This is a genomic window from Brevibacillus borstelensis (assembly GCF_037834415.1).
In the GTDB taxonomy this organism is placed as follows: domain Bacteria; phylum Bacillota; class Bacilli; order Brevibacillales; family Brevibacillaceae; genus Brevibacillus; species Brevibacillus borstelensis_A.
Map to the genome: position 1 here is coordinate 1 of NZ_JAUMSJ010000011.1, position 14048 is coordinate 14048.

The following is a 14048-nucleotide window of genomic DNA, read 5'->3' on the forward strand; positions in this document are numbered from 1 at the left end:
TGAGGGGCTAAAAAGGAACCTCGGCGAGTTCTTCCAAGCTTACGCCCTCAGCAAGCTGAATCGGTAAATTCTCAAAGTCAATTTTTTCTTCTGCTGAGATAGTTGAAGATGAGTATAATGTGGGTAAAAGCAAAGAAATTGTTAGTACAGGAACTAAAAGCTTCTTAAAAAGTTTCATCGTTTTCTCCTTCCTTCTCTATAATACTCTTTTACAATAATGTAAAAAACTCGAGAAATATGTCGAAATTTGTAAGACACAAAAATTTAACATTTTAAAATATTTTACTTTAAATGGATCTGGGGAAATGTAATAGCCATCATACATGTCGCTTAAAACTGGTGAAATTAATCCTTTAGAATAACTGCCTTTAATAAACAACACCGGTTTAACCCCTCAAAATTTGAGTCAATCTCTCTTATACTCGCATTTTCATAGGACTCTTCTTTTATCCCGCCTTGAGTGCAGGACAGGAAAAGTCTAGCGTCAAGGGGTATGCTTGACCCCAGACTTTTCCTGTCCTGCTTGACTACCAAGTTGAAAAAAGGTTTCGTGTGCTTCGCTGTCTAGCTAAACTTTCACGATAAATGGTTTTACACGGTGCAGTGCAAGAGTCTTGCTGAATTCTATGGGTGATAAGTCATACAAACTGCCATGTATCCGGCGTTGATTGTAAAAAAGCAAGTCCACGATCGCTCGATCATAAACGTCGATGAGCCCTTGAGGAAAAAGAAACGATGCTCCCCGACAATAAAGCCATATTTGACGTCTACTTCCCACAATTGATTCGGAGGCGTAATTTCGCGGTTATTGGCGAGCTTTCGAGGATGCTACTTTTTTGGGGGCGTTGCGGTTGTAAGAGTTTTTCTTCTTTCAACAAGCGGTATTTTTTCTTGTTGATTATCAGTTGGTGGTTTTGCCGAAGGCATACGGTTAGCTTTTGATATCCATAAGCAGCTTTCTCAGCAGTAATCAGTTCGGATAACCATTGTTTGATTTGTTCGTCGGAGATTGGCCGGCCATCCTTTGACAACGAATAACCAGGGACAGGTCGACCTCTGTGATAAACACGGATAAACACGCGGTTCTTGAACAGTTTTGTTCTTGCGGTAATAGTAGGTTGCTTCAAGGATGCCGACAATACGTAGCACTATTTTGGTTGTATACCCCAGCTGTATCCATTTGTCGGCTATTTCCATTTTGTCCGATAAGCTGGGTTCATCTTTTTTACAAGATCACGGAGGATTGCAATTTCCAAATCCTATTCTCAGTAAATTTCTTCAGTTTATCATTCTCGGTTTCGAGTTCGCGAAACTCTCCTGGACTTGGTGTATAGCTTGTTACAGCCTTTACATCGGAAGATGTGAATGTCAATCAAAATGTTGACCACCGTGCTCATCAAAAAATTGACCACCTTTGCAAAAATCAATCCACCCGGCGGGTGGGTAACTTTTTCATGATCACGATCTTTGAATACTTTGCTTAAAACGATAGCTGTCCCCATTCATGGCAAAGATATGAGCACGATGTGTAAGCCTATCAACCAAAGCTGCTGTCATTTGTTCATCTTTAAAAATCTGTGTCCAATCCGTAAACTCGAGATTACTGGTGATGATCATGCTGCCTTTCTTATAGCGGGCTGCACAAAATTGAAACAATAACTCCGCCCCCGTTTTACTGAGGGGAACAAATCCTACTTCATCTAAAATGATCAAATCCGTTTTTAACCATTGTTTCCCCAACTGGAGAATTCGTTTTTGGGACTGCGCTTCTATCAGTTCGTTACATATTTTAGCCGCTGTCCAAAACTGTACAGAATAGCCCTGATGACAAGCCTCTTTTCCGAGAGCAATGGAGAGATGCGTCTTACCCGTACCGGAGTTTCCGATAAACATGATGTTCTCTGCCTTTTCGATGTACTCACAGCGAGCAAGTTGTAACAGCTTAGGTTTCACACTCCTTTTTTGTAACAAACGATTATACTGGCTAAGATCAGGGGCTTTTACTTGAATATGTGGAACAGAGCCATCCTCGGTCAACGTGAGTCGGGGGAGGCGATGTTCCGGTAATGTCCGCTGAAACAACAATTGCCTTACGGCATCATACTGAAACATCCCTTTTTGACAAGCTTCACCCAGTGTTTCTTCCACAAGAGAAGCATCGAATTCGCGATGCAGTAACAAGAGTCTGACGAATTCTTTCGTTCCTCCTGGTCGATATCTGCACTTGTCCAGAAACCGTTGGTAAATCGGGGGAAACCCTGCCTGATGCAAAGGTCTGGCGTATAAAACCGCACCTGGGCGAGTAAGAAGCAAATCCAAGTAATGATCGTATTGCAAAAGCTCTTTTCCCTTTTCCAAGCATCGCTCATGTGTAGCAATCAAATTTTTGCCGTGGTAAACCTCAATCCGTTCAGTAAACACTCGACAGGAAAGCTCGGTAGATGCGTGAGAAACGGGAACGGAATAGGCATTTTTCTCAAAGTGAATCATAGACAGGGAATTACTTTTCACGGATACAATACGGCAACAATCCAGCGGTCTTGAAGGTAATGGCAACATGAGCTGTTGCTCCAGTGCAAACGCTTCTCCAACGGTTAGGGAGAACCTCGGGACATTGGTTGTCTCGTAAGAGATACACTTTTCAAGAAGAATTTGATTTAGCTCCTCGAGAGAAGAGATGTTAGGTACTGGAGTAAAGAATTGCTTCTGAACAAATTTTACGAGATTTTCGACTTGGCCTTTTGGATGACCTTTTCCCGGGTCACAGAAATAGCTATCGAACAGGTAGTGAGCACGAAGTTGGACAAACCTTTCTTGCTCCTCGCGATTTTTGCCTTCTAGAACCTTTTTTACAGCTGTTGTTAGGTTGTCATAGGTGACGACCTGAGGAACAGCACCGAGAAATGCAGAGGCATCGACATGCCCTTGAAGAAGAGCCTCTTGCTTTTGATGAAAGAATGTTTTGACAAAAATCTTTCTGCTGTACGCACAACGCATACAAAAGACTTGGACCTTTACCTGCTTGCCCTGTAAAAGAACGGTAACCTCCCCCCAGTCAAATTGAGCAAATTTCCCTGGCGGGAAGTCGAGGGGGACAAAAGCTTTTGGAGGAGAGACCCTTAGTTGCCTGACGTAACGACGTACCGTAGATTCGCCGCCGGTGAATCCATACTCATCGACGAGTCTCTGGTAGATGCGTTTGGCAGAATGACGCTGCTTTGGAGGAGCTTGTTCATCTTGACGCAGCCATTCCAAGATGATGGATTGGACGGAATCAATGACTGGTTTGGGCTTCGGTTTTGAAAGCCGATACACAGGGATTTCAGTGGATTTCAAGGCTTTTCGTATAACTTGACGGGAATAACCGGTTTCGCGAGAAATTTGCCGAATCGGCTTTCCTAGCAGAATGTGTTGTTTCCTGATAAATTCATAATTAGCCATCTGAAGCATTTCCTTTCCTCCTATATCTTGTTGTCTCGTCAACTTCAAGATACAGGAAAGAGGCGCTCAGGTGGTCAATAATTAGATTAGCATTCACAATAGTCTTGCCTTCCTAGTTAACTGCAACTTCCAGGGATACTCTTAAATTTGTTGCACCGTTTTAGGTAATAGATGAGTATATGGAAAGAGTAACAATCCACTTCATATGCATCACAAACATAATTGACACTCTTTTTACAATTATATTACTATTTAAAAAACATCTTTGTATACAGCATACAGTATTCATGGTTGGGGTGGGTTTAGCAAAATGGCCAAAATGATCAAACGGAGTGAGACGCTCCAGTCCCAGGTGTACGAGTATTTGCGGGAACAGATACTGTTTGGCGGCCTCACCCCGGGTCAGCGGCTGATTGAAGAGCGGCTTTGCGAAGAGACTGGTGTGAGCCGCAGCCCGATTCGAGAAGCCATTCGCCGTCTGGAAAAGGACGGCTTAGTTATCGTTCAGGCGCAGGGAGGAGTTACCGTCTACCAGCCCACACTGGAGGACTTTACTTATTTGTACGAGTGTCGCTTAAGTCTGGAGCCGACAGCAGCCATGTTTGCCGCCGAACGGAGGACTGAGGCAGAGATCAGCGAGCTTCGGGATCTATTGGAACGGATGAAGGAACTGACCTACCCGCATGACTCTCGACGCACGCATGAGCTGAACTTCGCGTTTCACCAGCGCGTTTCGGAAGCGAGCAAGAACCCGTACCTGACCAAAATCATGAATGAACTGAAGGTTTTGATCTCGTTTTACCGCAACGCCATCCTGGAGGTGCATCCTCGCAGGCCGGAAACGGTCATTTCCGAGCATCAGGCGATCGTGGAAGCTATCGCCCGGCAGGATGGGGAAGAAGCGAAAGCGAGAATGACAGAGCACATCACCCGCGACTTTGAGCTGTGCATGGCAGCCAATCGCAAACAACAAGAAAACCAATAAGGAGGGGCCAATGACTACGACGAAGCCGCTGCAAGGCGTACGTGTCCTGGAGCTGGGGACGCTTGTGGCCGCGCCGTTTGCCGGTAAAATTTTCGCTGAATTCGGCGCGGAAGTAATCAAGGTGGAAGCCCCTGGAACGGGGGATCCCTTGCGCAACTGGCGGACGATGCACAACGACACCTCTGTCTGGTGGTATGTGCAGGCCCGCAACAAAAAATCGATCACGGTAGACATGCGTTTGGAGGAAGGGCAGGAGATTATCCGCTCTCTGGCCCGGGAAGTGGACATCATCGTTGAGAACTTCCGGCCCGGCACGCTGGAGAAGTGGGGGATCGGGTACGACGTTCTCAGCGAACTGAATCCCGGCTTGATCATGGTGAGGATTTCGGGCTATGGGCAAACAGGCCCGTATCGCCATAAACCCGGCTTTGGAAGCGTGGCAGAGGCGATTGGCGGTCTGCGCTACCTGACCGGCTACCCCGAGCTGCCGCCAGTGCGAGTAGGTGTCGCCATCGGCGATCTGACCGCAGGGCTGTACGCCGTGATAGGCGGGATGATGGCCTTGCAAGCAAGAGACAAATCACCGGAGAAAAAGGGACAGTTGGTTGACGTGGCGCTTTATGAAGCCGTATTCAGTCTGCTCGAGGGCGTCCTGCCGGAATACGACCTGAAAGGGCTGGTCCGCGAGAGAACTGGGAGCACGCTTCCGGGAATCGCACCTTCCAACACGTATTTGTGCGCAGACGGGAAGTACATCGTAATCGGAGCGAACGGTGACAGCATTTTCAAACGGCTGATGCATGCGATCGGACGAAGCGATGTGGCGGAAAATCCGCGTTACGCGAACAATCAGGGACGGGCGGAAGATGTCGCCTACATCGATCAGGTGATCGAGGAATGGACAAAGCGGCATACGCTCAAGGAAGCGCAGCGGTTGCTGGACGAGGCTGCTGTTCCCGTCGGGCCGATCTACAGCATCGAGGAGATCGTCCAGGACGAGCATTATCGGGAGCGCGGCATGGTGGAAGAGATTGACCTGCCGGACGGCGAAAAGGTGCTCTTTCCGGGCGTAGTGCCCAAGCTGTCAGAAACACCGGGTACCCATGAGTGGGTAGGGCCTTCTCTGGGAGAGCATAACGAGGAGATTTTCGGAAAGCTGCTCCAGCTGGACCCGGCTGTATTGGCCATGCTGAAGGAGAAGAGAGCCATATGACGAGAGATGTTACCATTCTGGAAGTAGGGCCGCGTGACGGGTTGCAAAATGAGGCGGGATTTATCCCGACTGAGAAAAAGCAGCAATTGATCCGTATGCTGGCTGACGCTGGCTTGGCAAGGATCGAAGCGACTTCGTTTGTCCACCCGAAGCGCGTCCCGCAGATGGCGGATGCCGAAGAGATTGCGAAATCGCTCGCGGATATTCCTCATGTGTCGTTTAGCGCCTTGGTTCCCAACCGGAAGGGGTATGATCGAGCAGCTGGCCATGCGCTTGGCGAAATCAACTGGGTAACCTCGGCGAGTCCGGCTTTTAACAAAGCCAACATCAACCAGACGATTGAGGAAAACCTGGAAGCGTTCCGCGAGCTGGTGCCGATGGCCAACGAAGCTGGACGCTTGCTCAGGTTTTCCATTGCGACCAGCTTTGGCTGCCCGTTTGCGGGAAGAGTGGATCCAGATGTCGTGGTGGGCCTCGCCGAGCAGTCGCTCGATGCGGGAGCGGGAGAGATCAGCATCGCCGACACGATCGGCATCGCCGTGCCGGATGAAGTGTACGCGCTCTGCGATCGCCTGGTCAAGGCAGTGGGCCGTGAGCGATTGTCTCTTCATCTCCACGACACGCGCGGTCTGGCCTTGACCAATACGTATGCAGCGTACACAGCCGGCATCCGGACGTTTGAGACGGCCGCAGGGGGCTTGGGAGGCTGTCCGTTTGCTCCGGGCGCGGCAGGCAATGTGGCGACGGAGGACGTCGTGTACATGTTTGAGCGGATGAAGGTAAAAACAGGGATTGAATTTTCAAAACTTTTAGACGCTTCCGAGTATGCTGTCAGCCTGTCAATGAGAATGCCGCTGGGGCGCATCCGTCTCGTAGAAAAGAAAGATCAGTCGACGATTCGCTTTTAATCGATAGGGAGGTTTTCGACAATGAAGAAGAAATGGATAGGAGTACTGACGACAATCAGCTTGTTGGGGGGGCTTTTGGCAGGCTGCGGGGGAGCTCCTGCGCAAAACGGAGCAGGAGGCGGCGGAAGCGCGCCCGCAGCAGGCAGCTCGCAAGGCGGAACGGCAGCCGCCACGGACGAATACCAGGAAGCGACGATCCGTCTCGCTTACAACCTGCCGCAGGATCACCATATTTCCAAGGGAATCGAGGAGTTCGCCAAAAAGGTCACGGAGCGCTCAGGAGGCAAAGTCAAAGTCCAGGTATATCCCGCGGGCCAGCTGCTGAGTGACAAAGAAATGAACCAGGCGATTTTGACCGGCGGCGTGGAAATGGGCGTCAACTCTACGACGCTGTGGGCATCCGTAGTTCCGGCAATGGGGCTGTTCGACGTTCCGTTCGCGCTCCCGACCTCGTACGAGTTGGCGGGGAAAGCGCTGTCCGGGACGGTCGGCGAAAAGCTGAATGCGGAAATGGAGAAGAAGGGCGCCAAGGTATTGCTGTTCGCGGACTATGGGTACGCGCAATTTGCCAACAGCGCGCGGCCGTTGACCAAGCCGCAAGACTTCCAAGGTTTGAAGATTCGCAGTATCGGGCACATTCCTTCGGTGATGATCCAGGCGTACGGCGCGGCTCCGGTCTTCATGGGGGCCGGCGAGGTTTACATGGCTCTGCAGCGCAAGACGATTGACGGCGCGACTTCTGGTACGACAGCGATGGTGCAGCGCAAATACGACGAAGTTTCGAAATACTTGACTGTGGTCAACTACGCTTATCTGGAGTTCGTGCTGGCCGTCAACAAGAAGTACTGGGATGCGCTGCCGCCAAAAACACAGGAGCTGCTGACTTCTACAGCCAAGGAGACGGAAGACTGGATTCGCCAGCAGGCTGAGGCCGAAGACAAGGCGACTGCCGATGAATTGAAGAAAAAAGGCATGGAAGTCTACGTAGTGCCAGAAGCGGAGCTGCCCGCATGGAAGGAAGCGGCGAAGCCAGCCTGGGATGAGTATCTGAAAACCGCCGGCGACTTGGGCAAGGAATTGCTCGAAGATCTCCAAAACATCAAGTAAAGCCTGAGGCAAGGAGCAAAGAGGAGACGTTTGCATGAAATTTTTTCAATTGTTGTACGGCTGGATCGACCGTCTGATCAAGTGCGGGGGAATGATCGCCGGTATTTTTATCGTATTGGCAACGGGGATGACCTTTTACGAGATCGTCTCCCGCTCTCTTTTTAACGCGCCGACGATTTGGGCCACCGAGCTTACCATCTATGCGATCATGGGGAGCTGCTTCATCGGCGCCGCTTACGCAGTTCGGGTGGACGCACATATCAAGGTGGACTTGGTGCTGCACAACGTACCTGTGTCCGTGCGCCGCTGGATGCTGATCGTATCGGCGCTGATCGGTTTTTTGTTCAGCTTGGTGTTCTCCTATTTCAGCTGGGAGCACGTCCAACAGTCGATGGAGCTGGGGTTCACCTCCGCTTCGCTGCTGCAAATCCCGCTGTACATTCCGGAAATGCTGTTGCCAATCGGCGGCGTGCTGCTTGGTCTCGCCTTCCTTTTGCAGCTGGTTGACTACATGCGCGGACAGGAAGGAGGCGAGGCGTAATGGGACTGTTTTTTGCGGGCGGGATGGCCACGCTGATGCTGGTCGGGGTGCCGGTCGCCTTCACCCTCGCGGTGCTGGCGGCAATCGGCATGTACTGGTTTAATGGAGGGGCTCTCGGGCTTTCTCAAGTCCCGATCATTGCGTACAAGGCACTGGATGATTTCACGATGAGCGCCTTGCCAATGTACGTGCTGATGAGTCAAATCCTTTTGTTTAGCGGAGTCGGCAAGGAGCTGTATGAGATGGCAAGCCGCTGGCTGCGCCACTTGCCCGGCGGTCTCGCCTTGGCGACGCTGGTGTGCTGCGGCATTTTTGCCGCGATTTCCGGCTCCAGCGTCGCGACTGCGGTCACGATCGGGATGGTGGCGATTCCCGAGATGACGGCTCGCGGGTATGACAAAAAGGCGGTGCTCGGCCTGCTCGCTGCGGGAGGAACCTTGGGTATCCTGATTCCGCCGAGCGTGCCGATGATCATTTACGGCTCAGTCACTGGCGAATCTGTCGGAAAGCTGTTCATCGCCGGTGTCCTTCCGGGGATCTTGCTGCTGCTGATCTTCATGGGATACGCCTCCTGGAAAATGCGACACATCAAGGAGGCGCCAGCGACCTGGTCAGAGCGCTGGCAAGGAACACGCAAAGCGGTTTGGGGTCTGATGATGCCTGTACTGATCATTGGCGGCATCTACTCTGGTATCTTTACCCCGACAGAAGCGGCTGCTGCCGGTGTAGTCTTCAGCGCACTCGTAGCCGGACTTGTCTATCGCAGCCTGTCCTGGGACAACATCAAGAAAATATTGCTCTCGACGGTTGCGACCAATGCGATGATCTTGTTCATCATCGTGGGCGCGATGCTGTTTGGCTTTATCCTGACATCGCTGCAAATCCCGCAGGCCATGACCGAAATGGCAACAAGTCTGCCGGTTTCCAAATGGGTCGTCTTCATCCTGATCAATATCCTGCTGCTCGTTTTGGGCTGCTTTCTGGAGACGGTATCCATCCTCGTCATTACGCTGCCGATCTTGTATCCGATCATTACGGCACTGGGATTCGATCCGATCTGGTTTGCGATCATCATGGTCGTCAACATGGAGCTTGCGTTGATTACGCCACCGGTCGGACTCAACCTGTTCGTGCTCAAAGGCGTAGACCCGTCGTCGCCGATATCGACAATCGTTCGGGGCGCCGCGCCGTATGCGATGATCATGGTTCTGTTTATTGTGCTGCTGGCTGTCTTCCCGTGGTTGTCGCTCGGGTTTATCGACGGCGTAAAATAACGAGCGGAAATCCTCTGTCCCGATCCGGGTTCAGAGGATTTTTTGTCCACGTATTTTTTGCGCTTCCCAGCCATAGGATGTACCAACTGGGAGGTGACGGGCGTGGCCGTGTTTCGACCCCGTCGGCGGTGGAGGAACCCGCTTTCTCGTTCGAAAGCGTTTTTTATCGCACTGGTCATTTTTTTGGCGATGAGCATTCAATTTCTGTTTTTTATCGAAAAGCGCCTGGAACCGACGTTGAAGATTCTCGCATCCCAAAAAGCCGAGCAACTGGCCAAGCAAGCGATTACGGATGCGGTTACGAAACGGATCGCCCAGCAAGGCGTAGACTTCAACCAGATCGTCAAGATCGAGAAAGACAATGAGGGGAGAATCCAGGCGTACCAGTTCAACTTCAAGGAGTATGCGAGGATCGTGGGGGAGACCACTTCCCGCGTACAGAACAGGCTGAGGGAATTCGAGGAAGAAAAGGTCGATCGCTATATCCCTTTGGGCCTGGTGACAGGGAGCAGTTTTTTGGCGCAGATGGGTCCGGATTTGCCGGTCACGTTTGTGCCGATCGGTTCCGTAAAGACGAAGCTGGAGACGGAATTGACCGAGGCCGGCATCAACATGGTGCTGGCGACCGTCTACATCTTCGTCGAAGTAGACTTGCGCATTGTCATTCCTTTTGCCACCGACCAGAAGACGATTACGACGAAAATTCCCATTACCCATTCGCTGATCATTGGCGATGTGCCTCAGTACTTGTACAACAATCCAGACGGCAAGCCGGATGTGCCCAGGCTGGAAGAAGCCCCCAGCAAACCGTAGAGAGCCAGGGAGCAAGCGGCGGCGACAACAACGAGCACTTCTCGTTACCGCGGGAAGTGCTCGTTCATGTAATCCGGGAGAGATAGAGGCATGAAGGAAAAAAGAAGGCAATAAAAGTGAATAAAAGGCGTCCGTTCGTCAAGAATGTAGAAAAACAGAGGAACGGATGATGAAAGCGTGAAGGTTGCGATTATGGGCGCAGGTCTGTCAGGCTTGGCCTGCGCGATCACACTGGAAAAGCACGGAATATCGCCGGCAGTCTTCGAAAAGAGAGAGCGATTAGGCGACCGCTTTGTCAACGGCGAGTCCCTGCTCTCCCTTTTGCACAAACCGATAACTGACCCGGTTGCCTTTTTCGCGGAGAAACATGGCATTTATCTCAAGCCGACAGCTAGCATCCAAAAGATGCTTGTGTTCTCGCCGAGCAAAAAAGCGGAAATCGAAGGAAGCATGGGATTTGTCAATTACCGGGGCAGACATGAGCATGCTTTTGAAATGCAGTTGGGCCAGCAGGTAAAAAGCACGATCCATTACCGGTCCAAAGCGACTTACGAAGAATTGCTGATGGAGTACACGCATGTGGTAGTCGCCACGGGAGACGGGGAGTACGCCATGAAAATGCATAACTTCCAGGCAGACCTGACAGTGTCGCTAAAGGGTGCAATGGTAAAGGGACGCTTTGACAGATATACACCTTGTGCATGGCTGGATTACAGTTATATGGCAAAGGGATACGGCTATTTGCTCCCGCTTTCGGACACGGAAGCGAACCTGGTCATGGCTTACCCCGATGATCCCGAGAATGACCAGCTTGACGTCGACGAGCGCTGGGGCGCATTTTGCGAGCGGGTTTGCCGGGATCTGCAGCAGCCGCTCAGGATTACCAGTCACTTTCATGTTACCGGATACCCGATCGGCATCTGTCATAGAGCGAGGATCGGCAATACGTTTTTTGTGGGAAACTGCTTTGGCGCGATGATGCCCTTCTTGGGATTTGGACAATTCGCGGCGCTGTTGACAGGCATATATGCGGCCCACGACATATGCGGCAAGGGCGCTTATGAAGAATTGACGAAACCCTTGCGGCGCAGCTACGAGAATTCACTGGTCTTACGGAGGGCAATGGGGAGGCTGGAAAATAAAGATTTTGACAGAATCATCCCTCTTTTGGGAAGCAGGTGGGGAGAGAGCGCTCTACAGAGCAAATCTTTCGATGTTTTGCCCTGGCTCGCTTTTGTCCTGCGACCGTGGATGAAAAAGCGGTAGATGCCGTCATGGAGGATATTGCCCGCTTCCAATAAAAAAGTGTAGTGCTTGTAAAAAAACGTGTTATAATGCAAGCAACTGAATATCCAACCTTCAGGGTAGGGTGAAATTCCCGACCGGCGGTGATGACGAACGCACGTCCGAGCCCGCGACTCGCCCATGGCGGATGCCATGTGCGACTGACTTGGTGCAATTCCAAGGCCGACGGTAAAGTCCGGATGGGAGAAGGTGGTCGCAGTCTTTCGCTTTGTTTCAAAAACGGAGCGCGAAAGGCTTCTTCTTCTATGCCCTGAAATTTTTTCGAGGGCATTTTTTATTGGGAAAGGGTGGTGGCTCCTCTCGCGATAACGAAAAAAAGGCATGCCGAGCGGTGCCTTCAGGCCGTGGGTGAAAACGGTGTTTTCGCAGGAATTGAATAGAGAACCTTCAGGGCAGGGTGAAATTCCCGACCGGCGGTAATGACGCAGCTTTCGTCTGAGCCCGCGACTCGCCCGTGGTGGATGCCATGTGCGACTGACTTGGTGCAATTCCAAGGCCGACGGTAAAGTCCGGATGGGAGAAGGTACGTGCAGCCATTGTTTCTCTGTGAAAAAACAGAAAGACAAAAGGCTTCTTTCCCCATGCCCTGAAGCTTGCTTCGAGGGCATTTTTCATTGGGAAGGAGAGAGAAACTCATGTCCGGGAATGACTTGACGTACATGTCGCTGGCACTGGAGCTCGCGAAGGCCACAAGAGGACAAACGAATCCCAATCCGTTGGTGGGAGCCGTCGTCGTCCGGGATGGAGCTGTTGTCGGTATGGGGGCCCACGTAAAAGCGGGCGAGCCGCATGCGGAGGTGCACGCGCTGCGGATGGCCGGGGATCACACGAAGGGCGCTGTCCTGTACGTCACGTTGGAGCCTTGCAGTCATCATGGAAGAACCCCGCCTTGCGTGAATGCCATCATAGAAGCCGGGATCAAGCGGGTAGTGGTGGCCGTGGCTGACCCGAATCCGCTCGTCGCGGGAACAGGAATTGCCCGCCTCAGACAAGCGGGCATTGAGGTGATAGTGGGAGTTGGCGAAGCCCAGGCGAGGAGAGCAAACGAAGTCTTTTTCCATTACATCACTACGAAAAAACCGTTCGTGACCGTCAAGACGGCGGCTTCGCTGGATGGGAAAATCGCTACGCATACGGGGCACAGCCGCTGGATTACGGGCGAAGAGGCCCGCAGCCGCGTGCACCAGCTGCGCCGGGAGAACGATGCGATTTTGGTCGGGGTCCGGACAGTCTTGGCAGACGATCCGGAGCTCACTGCCCGCCATCAGGGTTTAGCCAGAGGAAAACAGCCGCTGCGGGTCATCCTGGACAGTCAGCTTCGGACCCCTTTGGAAGCCCGAGTCATACGGGACGGCAAAGCGCCAACGCTTGTTTTTGCAGCGCATGACGCTCCTGCCGACAGGCAAAAAGAGCTTGAGAGACTCGGTGCCGAGATTGCAAGACTGGAAGGGCGCGTGACGATAGACGCGGTGCTTGCGGAGCTGGGAGGAAGAGGGATCGCTTCCCTGCTTGTCGAGGGCGGGGCAGCGGTCAACGGCTCGTTTTTACAGGCCCGCGCCATTCAAAAGGTCGTGCATTTTCTCTCTTACAAGCTGATCGGCGGTCAGGGGGCGCCCGCGCCATACGGTGGTCTGGGTGCAGCCCAAATGGAGGAAGCCATCTCCCTGGCGGAGGTAGAGGTTGAGCCAATCGGAGGGAATGATTTATGCATCACCGGCTATCCTGTATGGCCGGATAGGGCCATCGATGAGCCGTACAGCAGGACAAACGGTTGAAAATGAACGGAGGGATAGCCGTGTTTACCGGATTGATTGAAGAAGTGGGCACAGTGGAAGCCGTCGCGGTGGCCGACCAGTCCAGCAGGCTGACGATACGGGCCTCGACCGTTTTGCAGGATGTTCGCTTGGGAGACAGCATTTCCGTCAACGGCGTTTGTCTGACAGTCGCCTCGTTTTCCGCGAATCGCTTTCAGGCGGATGTGATGCCGGAGACGTGGCGGGTGACGGCCTTGTCCGCGTTGAGGCCGGGGATGGGGGTCAATCTCGAGCGGGCGATGCGGCTCGGAGATCGCCTCGGCGGCCATCTGGTATCCGGCCACGTAGACGGTACGGGAAACATCCTCTCCAAAAAAGCGGACAGCAATGCGGTGCGATTTTCGATCCAGGCTAAGCCGCACCTGCTCCGATACGTGGTGCCGCGCGGTTCGATTACGGTAGACGGAATCAGTCTGACTGTAGTGAACGTCGACGAGGAAAGCCTGTCTGTTTCGATTATTCCGCATACGCTCAAGCAAACGAATCTGCAAGCCAAACAGGTCGGCGATCCCGTCAATCTGGAGACGGATCTGATCGCCAAATACGTGGAGAGGCTGCTTTCCGGCAGGATTCAGAGCGAGCAGCAAAAAGCATCAGCAGGCGTGAACCTGGCCTTTTTGCGGGAACACGGCTTTGCTTAAGGAGGG

The 14048-nt window shown here is 52.3% G+C and carries 12 protein-coding genes and 2 riboswitches; of the genes, 10 read left to right on the plus strand and 2 right to left on the minus strand.

The features are described 5' to 3' along the window. Window positions 1–7: 7 nt before the first annotated feature. The gene (locus Q3F21_RS11315; protein WP_340252524.1) at window positions 8–178 is read right to left on the minus strand and encodes a hypothetical protein; all 171 of its coding nucleotides are present in this window, start codon (window positions 176–178) and stop codon (window positions 8–10) included. 1280 nt (window positions 179–1458) lie between these two features. Then, window positions 1459–3450, minus strand: a complete 1992-nt coding sequence (gene istA, locus Q3F21_RS11320) for an IS21 family transposase (protein WP_340252526.1) — start codon at window positions 3448–3450, stop codon at window positions 1459–1461. A gap of 301 nt (window positions 3451–3751) precedes the next feature. Here istA and Q3F21_RS11325 point away from each other — a divergent pair, with 301 nt between their 5' ends. The 10 genes from Q3F21_RS11325 to Q3F21_RS11370 all read left to right on the plus strand — a co-directional run bounded on the left by Q3F21_RS11325 (window position 3752) and on the right by Q3F21_RS11370 (window position 14042). Next, window positions 3752–4426, plus strand: a complete 675-nt coding sequence (locus Q3F21_RS11325) for a GntR family transcriptional regulator (RefSeq protein ID WP_340252528.1) — start codon at window positions 3752–3754, stop codon at window positions 4424–4426. A gap of 10 nt (window positions 4427–4436) precedes the next feature. Then, complete coding sequence (locus Q3F21_RS11330) at window positions 4437–5639, plus strand: CaiB/BaiF CoA transferase family protein (RefSeq protein ID WP_340252530.1); 1203 nt, start codon at window positions 4437–4439, stop codon at window positions 5637–5639. Next, window positions 5636–6547 (plus strand): hydroxymethylglutaryl-CoA lyase, encoded by a 912-nt coding sequence (locus Q3F21_RS11335; protein WP_340252532.1) that lies wholly within the window; start codon window positions 5636–5638, stop codon window positions 6545–6547. Before Q3F21_RS11330 ends, Q3F21_RS11335 begins: the two co-directional genes overlap by 4 nt. 21 nt (window positions 6548–6568) lie before the next feature. Next, window positions 6569–7654 (plus strand): DctP family TRAP transporter solute-binding subunit, encoded by a 1086-nt coding sequence (locus tag Q3F21_RS11340; protein ID WP_340252534.1) that lies wholly within the window; start codon window positions 6569–6571, stop codon window positions 7652–7654. Window positions 7655–7688: 34 nt separating this feature from the next. Beyond that, complete coding sequence (locus Q3F21_RS11345; protein ID WP_340252536.1) at window positions 7689–8195, plus strand: TRAP transporter small permease; 507 nt, start codon at window positions 7689–7691, stop codon at window positions 8193–8195. Continuing rightward, window positions 8195–9469, plus strand: a complete 1275-nt coding sequence (locus tag Q3F21_RS11350) for a TRAP transporter large permease subunit (protein WP_340252538.1) — start codon at window positions 8195–8197, stop codon at window positions 9467–9469. Before Q3F21_RS11345 ends, Q3F21_RS11350 begins: the two co-directional genes overlap by 1 nt. Before the next feature lie 93 nt (window positions 9470–9562). Then, window positions 9563–10282, plus strand: coding sequence for a sporulation protein YunB (yunB, locus tag Q3F21_RS11355; protein WP_340252540.1), 720 nt, complete (start codon window positions 9563–9565; stop codon window positions 10280–10282). A 177-nt stretch (window positions 10283–10459) separates the two neighbouring features. Further along, window positions 10460–11548 carry an NAD(P)/FAD-dependent oxidoreductase gene (locus Q3F21_RS11360; protein WP_340252542.1) on the plus strand — a complete coding sequence of 363 codons (1089 nt, stop codon included), beginning with the start codon at window positions 10460–10462 and terminating at the stop codon, window positions 11546–11548. 85 nt (window positions 11549–11633) lie between these two features. Next, window positions 11634–11782: riboswitch (FMN riboswitch) on the plus strand. Between the two features lie 184 nt (window positions 11783–11966). Further along, a riboswitch (FMN riboswitch) is annotated at window positions 11967–12116 on the plus strand. 106 nt (window positions 12117–12222) lie between these two features. Then, on the plus strand, window positions 12223–13362 hold the full coding sequence (gene ribD / locus Q3F21_RS11365) for a bifunctional diaminohydroxyphosphoribosylaminopyrimidine deaminase/5-amino-6-(5-phosphoribosylamino)uracil reductase RibD (RefSeq protein WP_340252544.1): 1140 nt from the start codon (window positions 12223–12225) through the stop codon (window positions 13360–13362). A 20-nt stretch (window positions 13363–13382) separates the two neighbouring features. Then, entirely contained in the window at window positions 13383–14042 is a 660-nt protein-coding gene (locus Q3F21_RS11370) for a riboflavin synthase (protein WP_340252788.1), read from the plus strand. Window positions 14043–14048 lie beyond the last annotated feature (6 nt).

Bases quoted from the DNA above. Each gene is read 5' to 3' on its own strand.
- Q3F21_RS11345 (WP_340252536.1), top strand. From the start codon at position 7,689: ATGAAATTTTTTCAATTGTTGTACGGCTGGATCGACCGTCTGATCAAG.
- Q3F21_RS11315 (WP_340252524.1), bottom strand. From the start codon at position 178: ATGAAACTTTTTAAGAAGCTTTTAGTTCCTGTACTAACAATTTCTTTG.
- Q3F21_RS11340 (WP_340252534.1), top strand. From the start codon at position 6,569: ATGAAGAAGAAATGGATAGGAGTACTGACGACAATCAGCTTGTTGGGG.
- Q3F21_RS11350 (WP_340252538.1), top strand. From the start codon at position 8,195: ATGGGACTGTTTTTTGCGGGCGGGATGGCCACGCTGATGCTGGTCGGG.
- Q3F21_RS11335 (WP_340252532.1), top strand. From the start codon at position 5,636: ATGACGAGAGATGTTACCATTCTGGAAGTAGGGCCGCGTGACGGGTTG.
- Q3F21_RS11325 (WP_340252528.1), top strand. From the start codon at position 3,752: ATGGCCAAAATGATCAAACGGAGTGAGACGCTCCAGTCCCAGGTGTAC.
- istA (WP_340252526.1), bottom strand. From the start codon at position 3,450: ATGCTTCAGATGGCTAATTATGAATTTATCAGGAAACAACACATTCTG.
- Q3F21_RS11330 (WP_340252530.1), top strand. From the start codon at position 4,437: ATGACTACGACGAAGCCGCTGCAAGGCGTACGTGTCCTGGAGCTGGGG.
- ribD (WP_340252544.1), top strand. From the start codon at position 12,223: ATGTCCGGGAATGACTTGACGTACATGTCGCTGGCACTGGAGCTCGCG.